15 protein-coding genes are annotated in these 12,005 nt (G+C 42.5%); 4 read left to right on the forward strand and 11 right to left on the reverse strand.

Annotation, left to right across the window (positions count from 1 at the left end):
* The 5 genes from PX482_RS10185 to PX482_RS10205 form a co-directional block, all read right to left on the reverse strand.
* Positions 1-1,323: glycosyltransferase family protein (locus PX482_RS10185; RefSeq protein ID WP_288122394.1), on the reverse strand; the 1,323-nt coding region annotated here is incomplete at its 3' end.
* A gap of 76 nt (positions 1,324-1,399) precedes the next feature.
* Entirely contained in the window at positions 1,400-2,467 is a 1,068-nt protein-coding gene (locus PX482_RS10190; protein WP_288093971.1) for an NAD-dependent epimerase/dehydratase family protein, read from the reverse strand.
* Positions 2,468-2,537: 70 nt separating this feature from the next.
* Positions 2,538-3,317: a pantothenate kinase gene (locus PX482_RS10195; RefSeq protein ID WP_288122396.1), complete on the reverse strand. Its 780-nt coding sequence runs from the start codon at positions 3,315-3,317 to the stop codon at positions 2,538-2,540.
* Between the two features lie 103 nt (positions 3,318-3,420).
* Positions 3,421-4,254 (reverse strand): metallophosphoesterase, encoded by an 834-nt coding sequence (locus PX482_RS10200; protein ID WP_288026892.1) that lies wholly within the window; start codon positions 4,252-4,254, stop codon positions 3,421-3,423.
* A 111-nt stretch (positions 4,255-4,365) separates the two neighbouring features.
* A complete protein-coding gene (locus PX482_RS10205; RefSeq protein WP_288122398.1) occupies positions 4,366-5,601 on the reverse strand; it encodes an LL-diaminopimelate aminotransferase in 1,236 nt (411 codons plus the stop codon).
* A 156-nt stretch (positions 5,602-5,757) separates the two neighbouring features.
* Here PX482_RS10205 and PX482_RS10210 point away from each other — a divergent pair, with 156 nt between their 5' ends.
* A complete protein-coding gene (locus PX482_RS10210; protein ID WP_002759416.1) occupies positions 5,758-5,970 on the forward strand; it encodes a DUF2839 domain-containing protein in 213 nt (70 codons plus the stop codon).
* 82 nt (positions 5,971-6,052) lie between these two features.
* On the opposite strand, the gene PX482_RS10215 is transcribed toward PX482_RS10210, so the two are convergent.
* Positions 6,053-6,988 (reverse strand): NAD-dependent epimerase/dehydratase family protein, encoded by a 936-nt coding sequence (locus PX482_RS10215; RefSeq protein WP_288093462.1) that lies wholly within the window; start codon positions 6,986-6,988, stop codon positions 6,053-6,055.
* Between the two features lie 377 nt (positions 6,989-7,365).
* Here PX482_RS10215 and PX482_RS10220 point away from each other — a divergent pair, with 377 nt between their 5' ends.
* Positions 7,366-7,812 carry a DUF29 domain-containing protein gene (locus PX482_RS10220; protein ID WP_288093460.1) on the forward strand — a complete coding sequence of 149 codons (447 nt, stop codon included), beginning with the start codon at positions 7,366-7,368 and terminating at the stop codon, positions 7,810-7,812.
* Between the two features lie 125 nt (positions 7,813-7,937).
* On the forward strand, positions 7,938-8,393 hold the full coding sequence (locus tag PX482_RS10225) for a DUF29 domain-containing protein (RefSeq protein WP_288026886.1): 456 nt from the start codon (positions 7,938-7,940) through the stop codon (positions 8,391-8,393).
* Between the two features lie 8 nt (positions 8,394-8,401).
* On the opposite strand, the gene PX482_RS10230 is transcribed toward PX482_RS10225, so the two are convergent.
* Both PX482_RS10230 and PX482_RS10235 read right to left on the reverse strand, forming a co-directional pair.
* Complete coding sequence (locus tag PX482_RS10230) at positions 8,402-9,187, reverse strand: hypothetical protein (RefSeq protein WP_288093459.1); 786 nt, start codon at positions 9,185-9,187, stop codon at positions 8,402-8,404.
* A gap of 401 nt (positions 9,188-9,588) precedes the next feature.
* On the reverse strand, positions 9,589-10,095 hold the full coding sequence (locus PX482_RS10235; RefSeq protein WP_288122399.1) for a type IV pilin-like G/H family protein: 507 nt from the start codon (positions 10,093-10,095) through the stop codon (positions 9,589-9,591).
* A 92-nt stretch (positions 10,096-10,187) separates the two neighbouring features.
* On the opposite strand from PX482_RS10235, the gene PX482_RS10240 reads away from it, so the two are divergent.
* Entirely contained in the window at positions 10,188-10,379 is a 192-nt protein-coding gene (locus tag PX482_RS10240) for a hypothetical protein (protein WP_288122401.1), read from the forward strand.
* Positions 10,380-10,435: 56 nt separating this feature from the next.
* Here the strand turns inward: PX482_RS10240 and PX482_RS10245 are convergent, their stop codons facing one another.
* The 3 genes from PX482_RS10245 to PX482_RS10255 all read right to left on the reverse strand — a co-directional run bounded on the left by PX482_RS10245 (position 10,436) and on the right by PX482_RS10255 (position 11,858).
* Positions 10,436-10,948, reverse strand: a complete 513-nt coding sequence (locus PX482_RS10245; RefSeq protein ID WP_288093456.1) for a type IV pilin protein — start codon at positions 10,946-10,948, stop codon at positions 10,436-10,438.
* 126 nt (positions 10,949-11,074) lie between these two features.
* Positions 11,075-11,386 (reverse strand): DUF4164 family protein, encoded by a 312-nt coding sequence (locus PX482_RS10250; RefSeq protein ID WP_288093454.1) that lies wholly within the window; start codon positions 11,384-11,386, stop codon positions 11,075-11,077.
* A gap of 85 nt (positions 11,387-11,471) precedes the next feature.
* Positions 11,472-11,858: a DUF4164 domain-containing protein gene (locus PX482_RS10255; RefSeq protein WP_288093452.1), complete on the reverse strand. Its 387-nt coding sequence runs from the start codon at positions 11,856-11,858 to the stop codon at positions 11,472-11,474.
* Positions 11,859-12,005 lie beyond the last annotated feature (147 nt).

A 12,005-nucleotide genomic window follows, 5' to 3' on the forward strand; every position in this document is an offset into this window, starting at 1 on the left:
ACTATAAATCATGAAGGCGCGACGTAGACTGTAGTAAGGGATCAATGAATGCCAGTCACGTCCGTATATTAACAAAACACCTTCAGTAGAAGTAATACTTTGGACTTGAGAGGCAATTTCTAAGTAAATTTTACCATGCAATTTTGTCGGATACCAGAAAGCTCGGTAAAATTGCAGTTGTGATAACAAAATTAAAGCCAGGAAAAACCAGCCTACAGACTGCCAAATTTTCCGTTTTTTCTCTATTAACCCCATGATGGTAAATCCAGAAGCACCGAGGAGAAAGATAGCATTAGCATAGGGATAATAGTTATGAACAAAATGCAAATTGGTAAAAATGGCAACTGTCAATATAAATAGTAAACTTAAGCCATAACTTAGTAACTTTTTTGAGGTGAAAATTGGTAATATTACTAAAGCCATAACGCTGATTATCAATCCGCCAAAAACGTCATTTAGAGTCCTAGTTAGATAATTTCTCCACTCTGACCGAGATAATTTTTGAGCGATAGTTCCAAAGTTCCAATCTCTCAAAGCTTTCGAGGTGATAAGATCTGCTGCCATGGGATTGAGTAGCTTTTGGGCATCGGCAAAGTTAACCCAAATTTTTGCCAGAAGGAAGGGTATGATGATAAAGACAACGACCGGTATCAATAAATCTTTCGCTAAGTTACGAGATGAGTCTTTCTTAACCCAATTAATACCTATCCAGACACAAGCTAAAATTAAAAATCCAGCCATAGTCGTTACTTTAGTCAGACTGGCAGCGATTCCAAAAAGACAGGCTAATAAGGCAATAATTGGCGATTTATAGCGAAAATAAACAGCAATACAGGCAAGGTAAGCTAAAGAGAAAAATAGGGCAGTTGATTCAATCATGAATGTTCTGGCCCAAAACAGATAAAGGGGACTGGCTAAAAATAAACTCAAAAACAGCCAACGGAAAGCTCGCGCTACTTGTAAATAAGATAGGATTACATATATAGGAATCAAACTTAAATAAAAGAAAAAAGCACTCACAAATCTACCAGTTTGGTCAAGGGGAGTCTGGAATAGCTTCACTAAAATTGCCACTATTCCTTGATAGAGCGGAAATTCCATCGGAATTGACCAAGGCACTCCTAAAACAGGGGTTTCATAGGCCAACCAAGGACTACCTTTGAGTAAATAAAAGACCGAGATGGCCGTTTGAGTTTGACGAAAGGCCTGAGCATCTATCAAAGGATTATTCCAGCCTCTGCTAATCCCCCAAAAACTATGGATTAAGCAAGCTGTAAAAATTAACAACAATATTTTCTCAGTCCATGATTTAGAAGCAAGCATATTTGACCATCTCCAGTTTTTTAAATGCATATACGCACACACCCAGGTAGTTTTGACATAGTAATCTAATGCTCTACTATAACCAACGGCTAACGTTTTGACTAAAAATCTCTTTGAGAATATCTGTTACTGTGTAGGTTAACTGCCAATCAGGATAATGATTTTTAAACTTACTCACATCAGAAATCCACCAGATATGATCACCAATACGATTAGTCTCTACATACTGCCAGTTTAACTTTTTATCCGCAATCGCTTCACATTCTTGAATAGCTTCTAACATGGAACAATTACTAAAGCGACTACCACCGATATTATAAACTTCTGCTACTCGCGGGGTCTGATAAAAATGATAGAAAGCATTGACGAGATCGTAACTATGAATGTTATCGCGTACCTGCTTACCCTTATACCCATAAATACTGTATTCTTTGCCAATCATCGTACATTTCATCAAGTAGGATAAAAACCCGTGTAATTGGGTTCCCGAATGACTAGGACCGGTTAAACAACCGCCGCGAAAAGAGGCAGTTTTCATCTCAAAATAACGCCCGTATTCCTGGACTAACACATCCGCTGCCACTTTCGAGGCACCAAACAAAGAATGTTTACAAGCATCAATACTCATCAACTCGTCAATACCTTGAGCAAAATAAGGATGATTTTCGGAGATTTCCCAACGTAATTCTTTTTCTACTAAAGGCAATTCATTCGGTCTATCCCCATAAACTTTATTGGTGGAACAAAAAATAAATACTGCTTGGGGACAGTGTTGACGAGTATTTTCTAATAATACTAAAGTTCCGTTAGCATTGACACTAAAATCCATATAGGGATCCTTTGCTGCCCAATCGTGGGAAGGTTGCGCCGCCGTGTGGATAATTAAGGATATATCATGACTATAGGTTTTAAATATAGCTGCAATAGCTTCATGATCCCGAATATCTACAGCATGGTGAATATATTTATCCCCGTAATCTTGGGATAATTTGGCTCGATTCCACTCCGTTGAAGCGTCTTCGCCAAAAAATACCTGACGCATATTATTATCGATGCCAACGACGGTATAACCCCGATCACAAAAAAACCTGACTGATTCGGAACCAATTAAACCAGCAGAACCAGTTACTAGAATGATCGCCATAACTATATCCTGAATTTTTTGCCTAGTTGTTGAGAAATTTCCCAGGTTGGGAAAACTTTCCCCGACTTTACTAGATATGTTCGCCTTTGTCAATTAAACCCGAGGAGATTCCCTTAACTGCGGCAATTCCCTGAAAAATGATCGTCTTATCCACTAGGAGTGATGTAATGGCGTTTTCTTGCCAGTAATCCCTAATTAAGTCCCCATCTCCCCCCGTTAAAATTATCCCGCTCTCTGGATATAAATTTAACCATTCCAGACTGAATTTTTCTATTCCCGCCAAAATTGTATAGATTATCCCACTTCTTATCCCTTCTGCTGTTTCTTTTGCCCACATCTGCGGTAATCTTTCCGGTAAGGACACCTCTGGTAAGGCTGCCGTCCGTTCCCTTAAACTGGCTAATTGCACCTTTAACCCGGGTAAAATTGCTCCCCCCACTAGCTTTTTATCCCCATCCACTCCCGTAAAAGTTAAGGCTGTTCCCGCATCGATGACTAAACAGGGAAATCCGTATTTTTCTCCAGCACCTAAGACAGCTAAAGCTCGATCGATGCCGAATGTCGGATATAAATCCAGTAAAGGAATATCTTTTAAAGTAATTCTCCGTAAATTGCCATAATTTGCCCATAATTCTCTTTGGTTAGGAACCACGGAGGCGACCATCAATGCACAGTTGCATTTATTTGTCAAGAGTTTAGGGAAAATTTGTTGCAAAAATTCATTACTTAGGGGTTCGTTCAGGTGGGGAGTATCGAGACAAGCTAACAGGGTTTGACCGCAAAAATACCCCCAATGTAGCCGAGAATTGCCGATCATCAAACCTATCCAGTCAGTATCTTGCTCAGTCATTTATTTAGTGGGAAGTGGGAAGTGGGGAGTGGGAAGTGGGGAAGTGGGGTGATGGGGAGAATAAATAAAAATAATCTCCTGACGACCGGCTCCTGACTCCTGACTACTGACTGCTGTTGATCAACGTAATTACCGTCACTTCGGGGGGACAAAAAAGACGACCGGGAAAATAGGTTCCTAAGCCTCGATTGACATATAATTGATTTTCCCCGACTCGGTGAAATCCCTCGGACCATTGCCAGTATCGGACTACTCTGCTAAACTGCCGGTGAAAGGGAACCCATTGACAATATGGTTCCGGCAGCGATCGCCTAAGTTTCTCTAAAACTATCGGTAGGGAACCCATACCCGGGATAGTCACTTGGCCTCCGTGGGTATGACCGGATAACTGCAAATCCACGCGCCAATCCCTTAAAACCATGGCTGTATCGGGATTGTGGGAAAGGACAAGTCTGGGTATATCGGGAGCAATTTGCTCAAGGATTTGCGGTAAAAATTCCCCGGACCAATAATCGGCCAATCCGACGATGGGAAAATTTTCGCCGTAGGGTGTGGCGATTTCATTCCAGAGTACCCGAATTCCCACGCTAGTTAAGGCTGATCTGACGGTTTCCCTTGCGTGGGGAGGATAACTGTCATGATTTCCTAAACAAGCATAAATACCCCCTTGACTTTCGAGAGCTTTTATGCTATCAACTAGGGCAAAAATTGGCCTGGGACTATCGGTAATAAAGTCCCCCGTCAGGAAGATGAGATCGGGTTTTTCTTGATTAGTAATGGCGATCGCTTCTTGCAGGACAGCTACAGGCAAATGCTGTTCATCGCAGTGCAGATCTGACCACTGCACCAACTTGATCCCTTGCAGATGTGCCGGTAGGCCAGCAATTGCGATCGTTAATCTTTCTACCTGTAAGGATTCTAACCAAAAGGGTCGCATCGGTGAGCCGTTGTCGGTGAGTAGTTACCGAAAAATTGGGTGTGTCAACAGTCTATCAATTCCCGATGGGGTTGTTGGGGGATGCTTCCGCAAACATCCCTCTTTTGACCATTAGCCTGGAAATTTACTGATAATTCTTTCCATAGCGGCCTCGACGTTGGCACGACTATTAAAAGCCGACAGCCGGAAATAACCCTCTCCGGCGGCCCCAAAGCCAGATCCGGGGGTCCCCACCACATTGCAGGTATGTAGCAGTTTATCGAAGAAATCCCAACTCGATAGACCTTGGGGCGTTTTTACCCAAACGTAGGGCGCATTTACGCCGCCATGGACTTCTAAACCGGCAGCGGTTAATTTTTCTCGGATAATTGTTGCATTTTGTAAATAAAACTTGACAAGTTCTTGTACTTGTGCTTGTCCTTCCGGGGAATAAACCGCCTCGGCCCCCCGTTGGACAATGTAGGAAACGCCGTTAAATTTGGTCGATTGCCGACGATTCCACAGTTTCCAGAGTTGCACATCGCTGCCGTCGGCCGCTTTGGCCGTGAGACTTTGGGGAACCACGGTTAAAGCGCAACGGGTCCCAGTAAAACCAGCATTTTTAGAAAAAGAGCGAAATTCGATCGCACATTGCCGCGCCCCCTCGATTTCGTAGATGGAATGGGGTAAACTGGCATCGGTGATAAAGGCCTCGTAGGCCGCATCAAAAAAGATAATCGATCCGTTAGCCCTAGCATAATTAACCCAAGCTGTCAAGTGTTCTTTGGTAGCCGTGGCCCCGGTGGGATTGTTGGGAAAACAGAGATAGATTAAATCGACTTTTTCCGCCGGAATCTGGGCAGTAAAGTTATTTTCGGCGGTAATTGGCAGATAAATCAAGCCCTCGTATTCGCCGCGGTCGTTGGCCTCTCCCGTGTGTCCGGCCATAACATTAGTATCAACGTAAACGGGATATACTGGGTCAGTAACAGCGATCGAGTTATTATCTCCAAAAATATCGAGAATATTGCCCGTATCGCACTTAGAACCGTCGGAAATAAAGATTTCATCGGCACTTATCTCACAACCGCGAGCCTGAAAATCATTGACGGCGATTTTCTCCCTGAACCAAGCATAACCCTGTTCGGGCCCGTAACCCTTAAAGCTAGAGCGATCGCCCATTTCCTCCACCGCTTTGATCATTGCCTCGCGACAAGCTAGGGGCAAAGGTTCGGTGACATCCCCAATCCCCAGACGGATAATATTAGCATCGGGATTGGCTGCCGCAAAAGCTTGGACTCGTCGGGCAATTTCTGGGAAAAGATAACCCGCTTTTAGTTTTAAGTAATTACTGTTAATGGTTGCCATAATTATTATTCTCGTTTCAGTCGCAACCTTTAATTCTATAATAGTCGGTCATCAGCCGTCAGTTTCGATCGCCCTCCTTCACGGACTGGGAGTGAGTGTAGGCGGTTGTCTTTCGATATACAATCAGAGAAAAACCTCTTAATAACTGACATTAGTATGGGTGAATCAAAACGTCGTCAATCGGCCCTGGGTGATAAGTATGGACAGGAAGAAAACATCCTGCCTTGGCTACCGATTACCAAAAGTCAAGCATCCCAAGCTTACAAGTTAACCACTAGGGGTGCCTGGATTGGTATAGGAGTTTTAGCTGGGGTTTGGGTAGTTATTCGCTTTGTCGGGCCGGCCTTCGGTTGGTGGAATGTCCAATAACTGGTTAAAGCTGCATCAGTTATCAGTTATCAGTTATCAGTTATCAGTTATCAGTAAAAAACTCCCCACCAGAAAATTAATTTTATTGGTTTGCCAAGATCTGGTCATCGATCGCCAAGTCTATTTCTTGCTGATCGCGACCGGCAGCGAGATAATCATTCTGGAAGGAGTCTGTTAAACCACTGACGAGATCATATTCAGGCTGCCAGTTTAACTCCCGGGTGGCCTTATTAATATCAGCGTAAAAATGTTGAACCCGCAGGGGGAAAGGTTTCTTTTTGCCGAAGTCAAATTTTTTGGGGTTATAGTTAACAATCTCGATTTCCTCGGCATTTTTCCCCATGGCTGCCGCGCAAGCTTTTGCTAAACCGTTAAAAGTTACATAGCGATCGCCAGAAATATTATACACTTGACCGATAGCCTGAGAATTACCCAATACTGCGGCCATGGCTCGGGCCAGATCGACAACGTGACCAAATTGGGTAAAATGTTCCCCATGACCGGGTATAGGAATAGGACGATTACGAACCAAACGGTCAAAAAACCAAGCTTCTAGGTCATTATAGTTACCCGGTCCGTAGATATAAACCGGACGGATAGAAGTCCAGGGTAAACCCATCTCGCTTAAATAGTTTTCTGTCTCGTGTTTTCCCTTGTGGCGACTTTTGGGATCTAGTTTATCCCCTTCTTTATGGGGCATTTGGTCGGATTTTAGATAAACCCCCGCCGAGCTAACATAGACAAAATGCCCGATTCTTTCCCTAAAAATCTGGACGAGGGGCTGAGTATCACTTAATTCTCTGCCATTATTATCGAAAATTGCCTCAAAACTTTCATTTTTAAGCTTTTCTTTCAGTTGCGCTGGATCAGTGCGATCGCCGTGAATCTGTCGTACTCCAGCAACCGGAGCGGGTTTATTGCCACGATTGAATAATACTACCTCATGACCCTGTTCTACTAACACTTTAGTCAAAGAAACACCGATAAATCGGGTTCCACCCATAATTAAAATTTTCATAGTCGCCATTGTCAATATCAAGGTTATATTATCCCTCGATCGGTGCAGTTTAAAAACTGTGCTTTTTAGGTTTGTGTCATCAATCCAGTCTTTTGGGGGGTTCTACCCCCCAAACCCCCCGTTGGGGACGCAAGCGCCGTCCCCAAACCCCTCGCGCATTAGCTTTTCGGTGGGATGCTTACACGCGGCTGTTCATACATTTGTAGCAGTTTAAGAGTGACTGATAATTGCTGATTATCGGTATTTCCGAAAATGTGAGATGCACCCAAACCGAGCGACTTTTAATGCAAGTTTTAAGTAAGCGCCAATTCAGACTTAAATTGTTGGCGAAGTTTCGGTAAAATAAAGGTAATTAGTCAACAGAGTAGGTCAAAATTATGACTTTAGCCAAGGTAAAAAATCCTTATGATCAAGATTTTGCTTTGTGGATAGAGAAGACGGTCAAACAATTAAAATCTGGGGATTTATCTCAAGTTGATTTAGAGAATTTGATCGAGGAGGTGGAATCTTTGGGAAGACGAGATAAAAGAGAACTTAAAAACCGTTTAATTACATTATTTGAACACGGTTTAAAACGGCGTTATCTTCATTTTTACAACTGTTATCGAGGTTGGAAAGTAACAATTAAACGCTGTCAATCTAAGTTAAAAGATATCCTGAAAGATTCCCCTAGTTTATGCAGTTTTTTAACCGATATTTATGATGATTGTTATCAGGAAGCGGTGGAGAATATGCGAATTGAATACGATGTTAGTTTTCCCGATGTTTGTCCTTTTTCTAAGGATATTGATGGCTTATTAAATCATAAGTTTTGGGAAAGTTAAACTCTGATAATAAATCCGTTGAGTAGAGGCACTCTTGCAATAGGGGGAATAAATAATCAGTCTTTAATAACCAGACTTAGTGTGATTTTCAAGAAATTAATTTAAGTTTAACAAGGAGAAAAATGATGACTTTAGCCAAGGTAAAAAATCTTTATAATCAAGATTTTGCTTTGTGGATAGAAGCAACCGTCAAACAATTAAAATCTGGGGATTTATCTCAAGTTGATTTAGAGAATTTGATCGAGGAGGTGGAATCTTTGGGGAAAAGTCAACGCAAAGCGGTCGATAATTTTTTAACTCGTTTATTAGAACATTTATTAAAACGTTGTTATGTGGTTCTTCCCGATTGTTATCGGGGGTGGGAAATTGAAATTAGAAATTTTCGCAAGGAGTTGAAGAAGGAATTTAAGTATTCTCCTAGTTTGAAAAGGTTTATGATAGAGATTTTAGAAGAATGTTATCGAGAAGCTTTAGAAGCGGTGAAAGAGGATTATCCGGACTCTAATTTTCCCGATGTTTGTCCCTTTGCTGAGGATATTGATGGTTTATTAAATCATAAGTTTTGGGAGTATGAAAAATAGGTCACACCCTAATCTTTTGGGGGAATTGCCATCACTTGATTATTATTAATCACCAATTTACCGCCCAATTTTTCGATATTTTCCTTAGCTAACCTGCGGGTTTCTTCATCTTTGCTATTTATCCAGACTAACATCCAAGCACCGACTCTAGGAGCGCGACTATCGGGATTAGTTTCTAAAAATTTTACTGTTCCCCTAGCGGATTTTTCGATAAATTCATTACCAGCAATTTTCGCCCAATCGGCGGCCATTTGATAGGATTTTTTCGCCGCGGGAATATCACCTAAAAATAATAGTTCATCCACTCCTTTATATAACCAAATAAAATAGGCATCGGTAACATCAGGAGTGAGTTTTGATAAACCTTTATTCATAATCTCAATCGTTCTTTCGGGTTTACCGGCATTCAGGGAAGAAGCGACAGACATCATCAAATAGGCGCGGACAAATTTGGGGTCATTTTTGGTGACAATTTCCATAAAATCGGGACTTAAACCGTAACCAGTTTCCCTACGAGCATCCCCATCGCCATAGTATTGTATAAACTGCAACATTGACCAATTGGCTAACATATTGTCAAAGCCAAAAGCTGGTATATTTTTTAATAACTCAACCTGAGCATTTTCTAGGCGAGACTCTTGACGATAATTTCTATCTAATAACTTTTCTTTGGTCAAGGTTTTCACCTTTTCCTGTTGCATTTCCACAATAGCCATGATTAGTCCACCGATGACGGCGACTAAACCCAGAGTTTTAAGTAAGGATAGATTGAGAGATTTTTTTGCGCCTACCATAGCTTTAAATAAAAGTCAATAATCAGTAACGTAAGTAGCTGGTTTTAATTAAATTAAAACATGGATTTTAGGTTCGATCCCCCCTGCCCCCCTTGATAAGGGGGGTGCCGATAGGCGGGGGGATCTCCCCTTTATCCCCCCTGCCCCCCTTGATAAGGGGGGTGCCGATAGGCGGGGGGATCTTCCCTTTATCCCCCCTGCCCCCCTTGATAAGGGGGGTGCCGATAGGCGGGGGGATCTCCCCTTTATCCCCCCTTAATAAGTAGGGTTAATTCATGAATCAACCGCGATGGTAGGGTTAATTCATGAATTAACCCTACGATGAATTAACCTACAAATCACGCCCTTCATAATTATAACCATTTACTTATCAACAAAAATAAAAGATTTTTGGGGTTATTTTAATTAATTTTAATGCCATCAACACAATCAAGCTCGCCGGCGGAATTACTGGTAGAAACATTATCTTCCAAAGGAGTTTCATCCTCACAAACAATACCAGTATAGGCCCCGGCTGCCGTTTGTCCAGCCGCTCCAGCATAATTTTTAATATCGTCATCAAATTCAGGCACTGCATCCAATTCATAGGCGGCTCCAAAAGCATTGGGAGGTCCTACTTCGCTGATATTATAGGATTTTAGGGAAATAGTGGCAGCTTCCAGAGCTAGTTCAGATAAAGTAGCAAAAGTCCCTTTTTCATAACGATAACCCTGTTGGGCGCGATTGATCAATCCCAGTGCTGCGCGAGCTTCTGCTTGCCTACCTTTGGCGATTTGTCCTAAGAGACTCGGTAAACTGATGGCAGCGAGAACCCCCAATAAAATCACCACTACTAACAATTCTATTAAAGTAAAACCCCTCGCTTTTTTTCCCTGTGATTTGATTGCTGAAAAAAGAAGGTATTTCATAGTTAGGCCCTGGCAATATTGACTATATTTTGGGTGTTGGGGTGTTGGGGTGGTCACTGCGTGGGCGTTGCGGGGGGTGTTGGGGTTTTGGGGTGTTGGGGTGTTGGGGTGTTGGGGTTTTAGTTGAAATTCCCCCACTTCCCCCACTTCCCCACTTCCCCATTCCCCCACTTCCCCACTTCCCCACTTCCCCACTTCCCCACTTCCCCCACTTCCCCCACTTCCCGAAAAAAATCAAAAGCGCAAGGTTTCAAAGAGAACATTTCCCTGCCACCTTCCGCTAGAGTATCAATTTTTGGTTGTTATGCCAGAAAGCCTTTAAGCAATCTGGGAAGAATATCTACTGCAATTTGTTACCAGAAGTGCAGGTAGTAGCATTTGTTGCTGCTAATGCTGAAGTAGTAGGCGCAGCTGCTTCACAGATGATTGCACTGAAAGCACCAGAGGTGCTTTGATTTACTGCAGCAGAGTAGTCGCGAATATCGTTATTGTAGGTGGAGATAGCGTTAGCATTATTTACAGAACTGGTGGTAGTAGGAGTAACAGAATCGGGGTAATCGTAGTATTGAGCTTGTATAGATACGGGCAACACGTTGGCAGTCCCAGTGGAGAATGTTCCAAAAGTACCAGTTTCTAAGCGGTAAGCCTGTTGAGCGCGGTTAATGGTACCGAGGTTGTTGCGAGCTTCCGCTTGTCTGCCTTTAGCTACCTGATTGAGGAGGTTGGGGAGAGCGATGGCGGCGAGTACACCGATGATGATAACGACAACTAGGAGTTCGATGAGGGTGAAACCTTTGTTACCGTTCTTTTTGTTGAGAGCTTGGATGAGTTTGAATTTGAAGGTGGAGTTCATGGGTATATCCTTTGGTAAGTGTTTTTTGTTCTCTATGAACAACTTACCCACCTGTTTCAGAAAACCTATCACCCTTGGAAAAATTTTTTTTGGGGAAGTGGGGGAGGCTGTTTCTAGAAGCCACTTCTAGGGATTGGGGAAAAAACCGAAAAGTTTAGCGCCACCTCCCAAGACAGCAACCACCAAAGCTATCAAAATCCCCCGGTTGGTAAATTCCTGATAACCAACCCGTACCGTTAACCCCTCGATTTTCTCGTCTAATACTTTAATATCGCCTTTTAACTCTGCTTTGAGTTCGGCCTGTCCGATTTCTACTTTGGTTAGCCGGTCCTCTACCTTGTCAAATCTCTCATTCATCCGTTTTTCCAGAGAGTCGATTTTACTCTCAATTCTGGTTAGGACAGCTTCTAGGGAATAAGTTACAGTTTCGTTAGACATATTTGCTATACTCCTATAGATTTTCGGGTTTTTGATAGCCATTTATTATAATCCTAAGGGCTGTAACCGTTTCTAGGGGACAGTTCTAGGGATTGGGGAAAAAACCAAAAAGTTTAGCAGCACCTCCCAAGACAGCAACCACCAAAGCTATCAGAATCCCCCGGTTGGTAAATTCCTGATAAGCAACCCGTACCGTTAATCCCTCGATTTTCTCGTCTAATACTTTAATATCGCCTTTTAAATCAGCTTGGCCTATCTCCAGTTTCGTCAACCGGTCCTCCACCTTGTCAAATCTCTCATCTACCTTGTCAAATCTCTCATCCATCCGTTTTTCAAGGGAGTCGATTTTCTCATCCATCCGTTTTTCAAGGGAGTCGATTTTCTCATCCATCCGTTTTTCAAGGGAGTCGATTTTACTCTCAATCCTGGTCAGGACGGACTCTAGGGAATAGGTGACGGTTTCGTTAGACATTTTGCTATACTCCTATAGATTTTTGAGTTTTTGATAGCCATTTATTAGAATCCTAAAGGCTGTAACCTTTTCTAGGAGCCACTTTTAGGGATTGGGGAAAAAACCAAAAAGTTTAGCAGCACCTCCCAAGACAGCAACCACCAAAGC

It is taken from the genome of Microcystis sp. M53602_WE12 (assembly GCF_030065455.1).
GTDB classification, from domain to species: domain Bacteria; phylum Cyanobacteriota; class Cyanobacteriia; order Cyanobacteriales; family Microcystaceae; genus Microcystis; species Microcystis aeruginosa.

Excerpts from the sequence above, each read along its gene's own strand:
- PX482_RS10220 (WP_288093460.1), top strand. The coding sequence starts at position 7,366 with ATGACTTTAGCCAAGGTAAAAAATCCTTATGATCAAGATTTTGCTTTG.
- PX482_RS10190 (WP_288093971.1), bottom strand. The coding sequence starts at position 2,467 with ATGGCGATCATTCTAGTAACTGGTTCTGCTGGTTTAATTGGTTCCGAA.
- PX482_RS10255 (WP_288093452.1), bottom strand. The coding sequence starts at position 11,858 with ATGTCTAACGAAACCGTCACCTATTCCCTAGAGTCCGTCCTGACCAGG.
- PX482_RS10195 (WP_288122396.1), bottom strand. The coding sequence starts at position 3,317 with ATGACTGAGCAAGATACTGACTGGATAGGTTTGATGATCGGCAATTCT.
- PX482_RS10215 (WP_288093462.1), bottom strand. The coding sequence starts at position 6,988 with ATGAAAATTTTAATTATGGGTGGAACCCGATTTATCGGTGTTTCTTTG.
- PX482_RS10225 (WP_288026886.1), top strand. The coding sequence starts at position 7,938 with ATGACTTTAGCCAAGGTAAAAAATCTTTATAATCAAGATTTTGCTTTG.
- PX482_RS10200 (WP_288026892.1), bottom strand. The coding sequence starts at position 4,254 with ATGCGACCCTTTTGGTTAGAATCCTTACAGGTAGAAAGATTAACGATC.
- PX482_RS10210 (WP_002759416.1), top strand. The coding sequence starts at position 5,758 with ATGGGTGAATCAAAACGTCGTCAATCGGCCCTGGGTGATAAGTATGGA.
- PX482_RS10235 (WP_288122399.1), bottom strand. The coding sequence starts at position 10,095 with ATGAAATACCTTCTTTTTTCAGCAATCAAATCACAGGGAAAAAAAGCG.
- PX482_RS10205 (WP_288122398.1), bottom strand. The coding sequence starts at position 5,601 with ATGGCAACCATTAACAGTAATTACTTAAAACTAAAAGCGGGTTATCTT.
- PX482_RS10230 (WP_288093459.1), bottom strand. The coding sequence starts at position 9,187 with ATGGTAGGCGCAAAAAAATCTCTCAATCTATCCTTACTTAAAACTCTG.
- PX482_RS10250 (WP_288093454.1), bottom strand. The coding sequence starts at position 11,386 with ATGTCTAACGAAACTGTAACTTATTCCCTAGAAGCTGTCCTAACCAGA.
- PX482_RS10245 (WP_288093456.1), bottom strand. The coding sequence starts at position 10,948 with ATGAACTCCACCTTCAAATTCAAACTCATCCAAGCTCTCAACAAAAAG.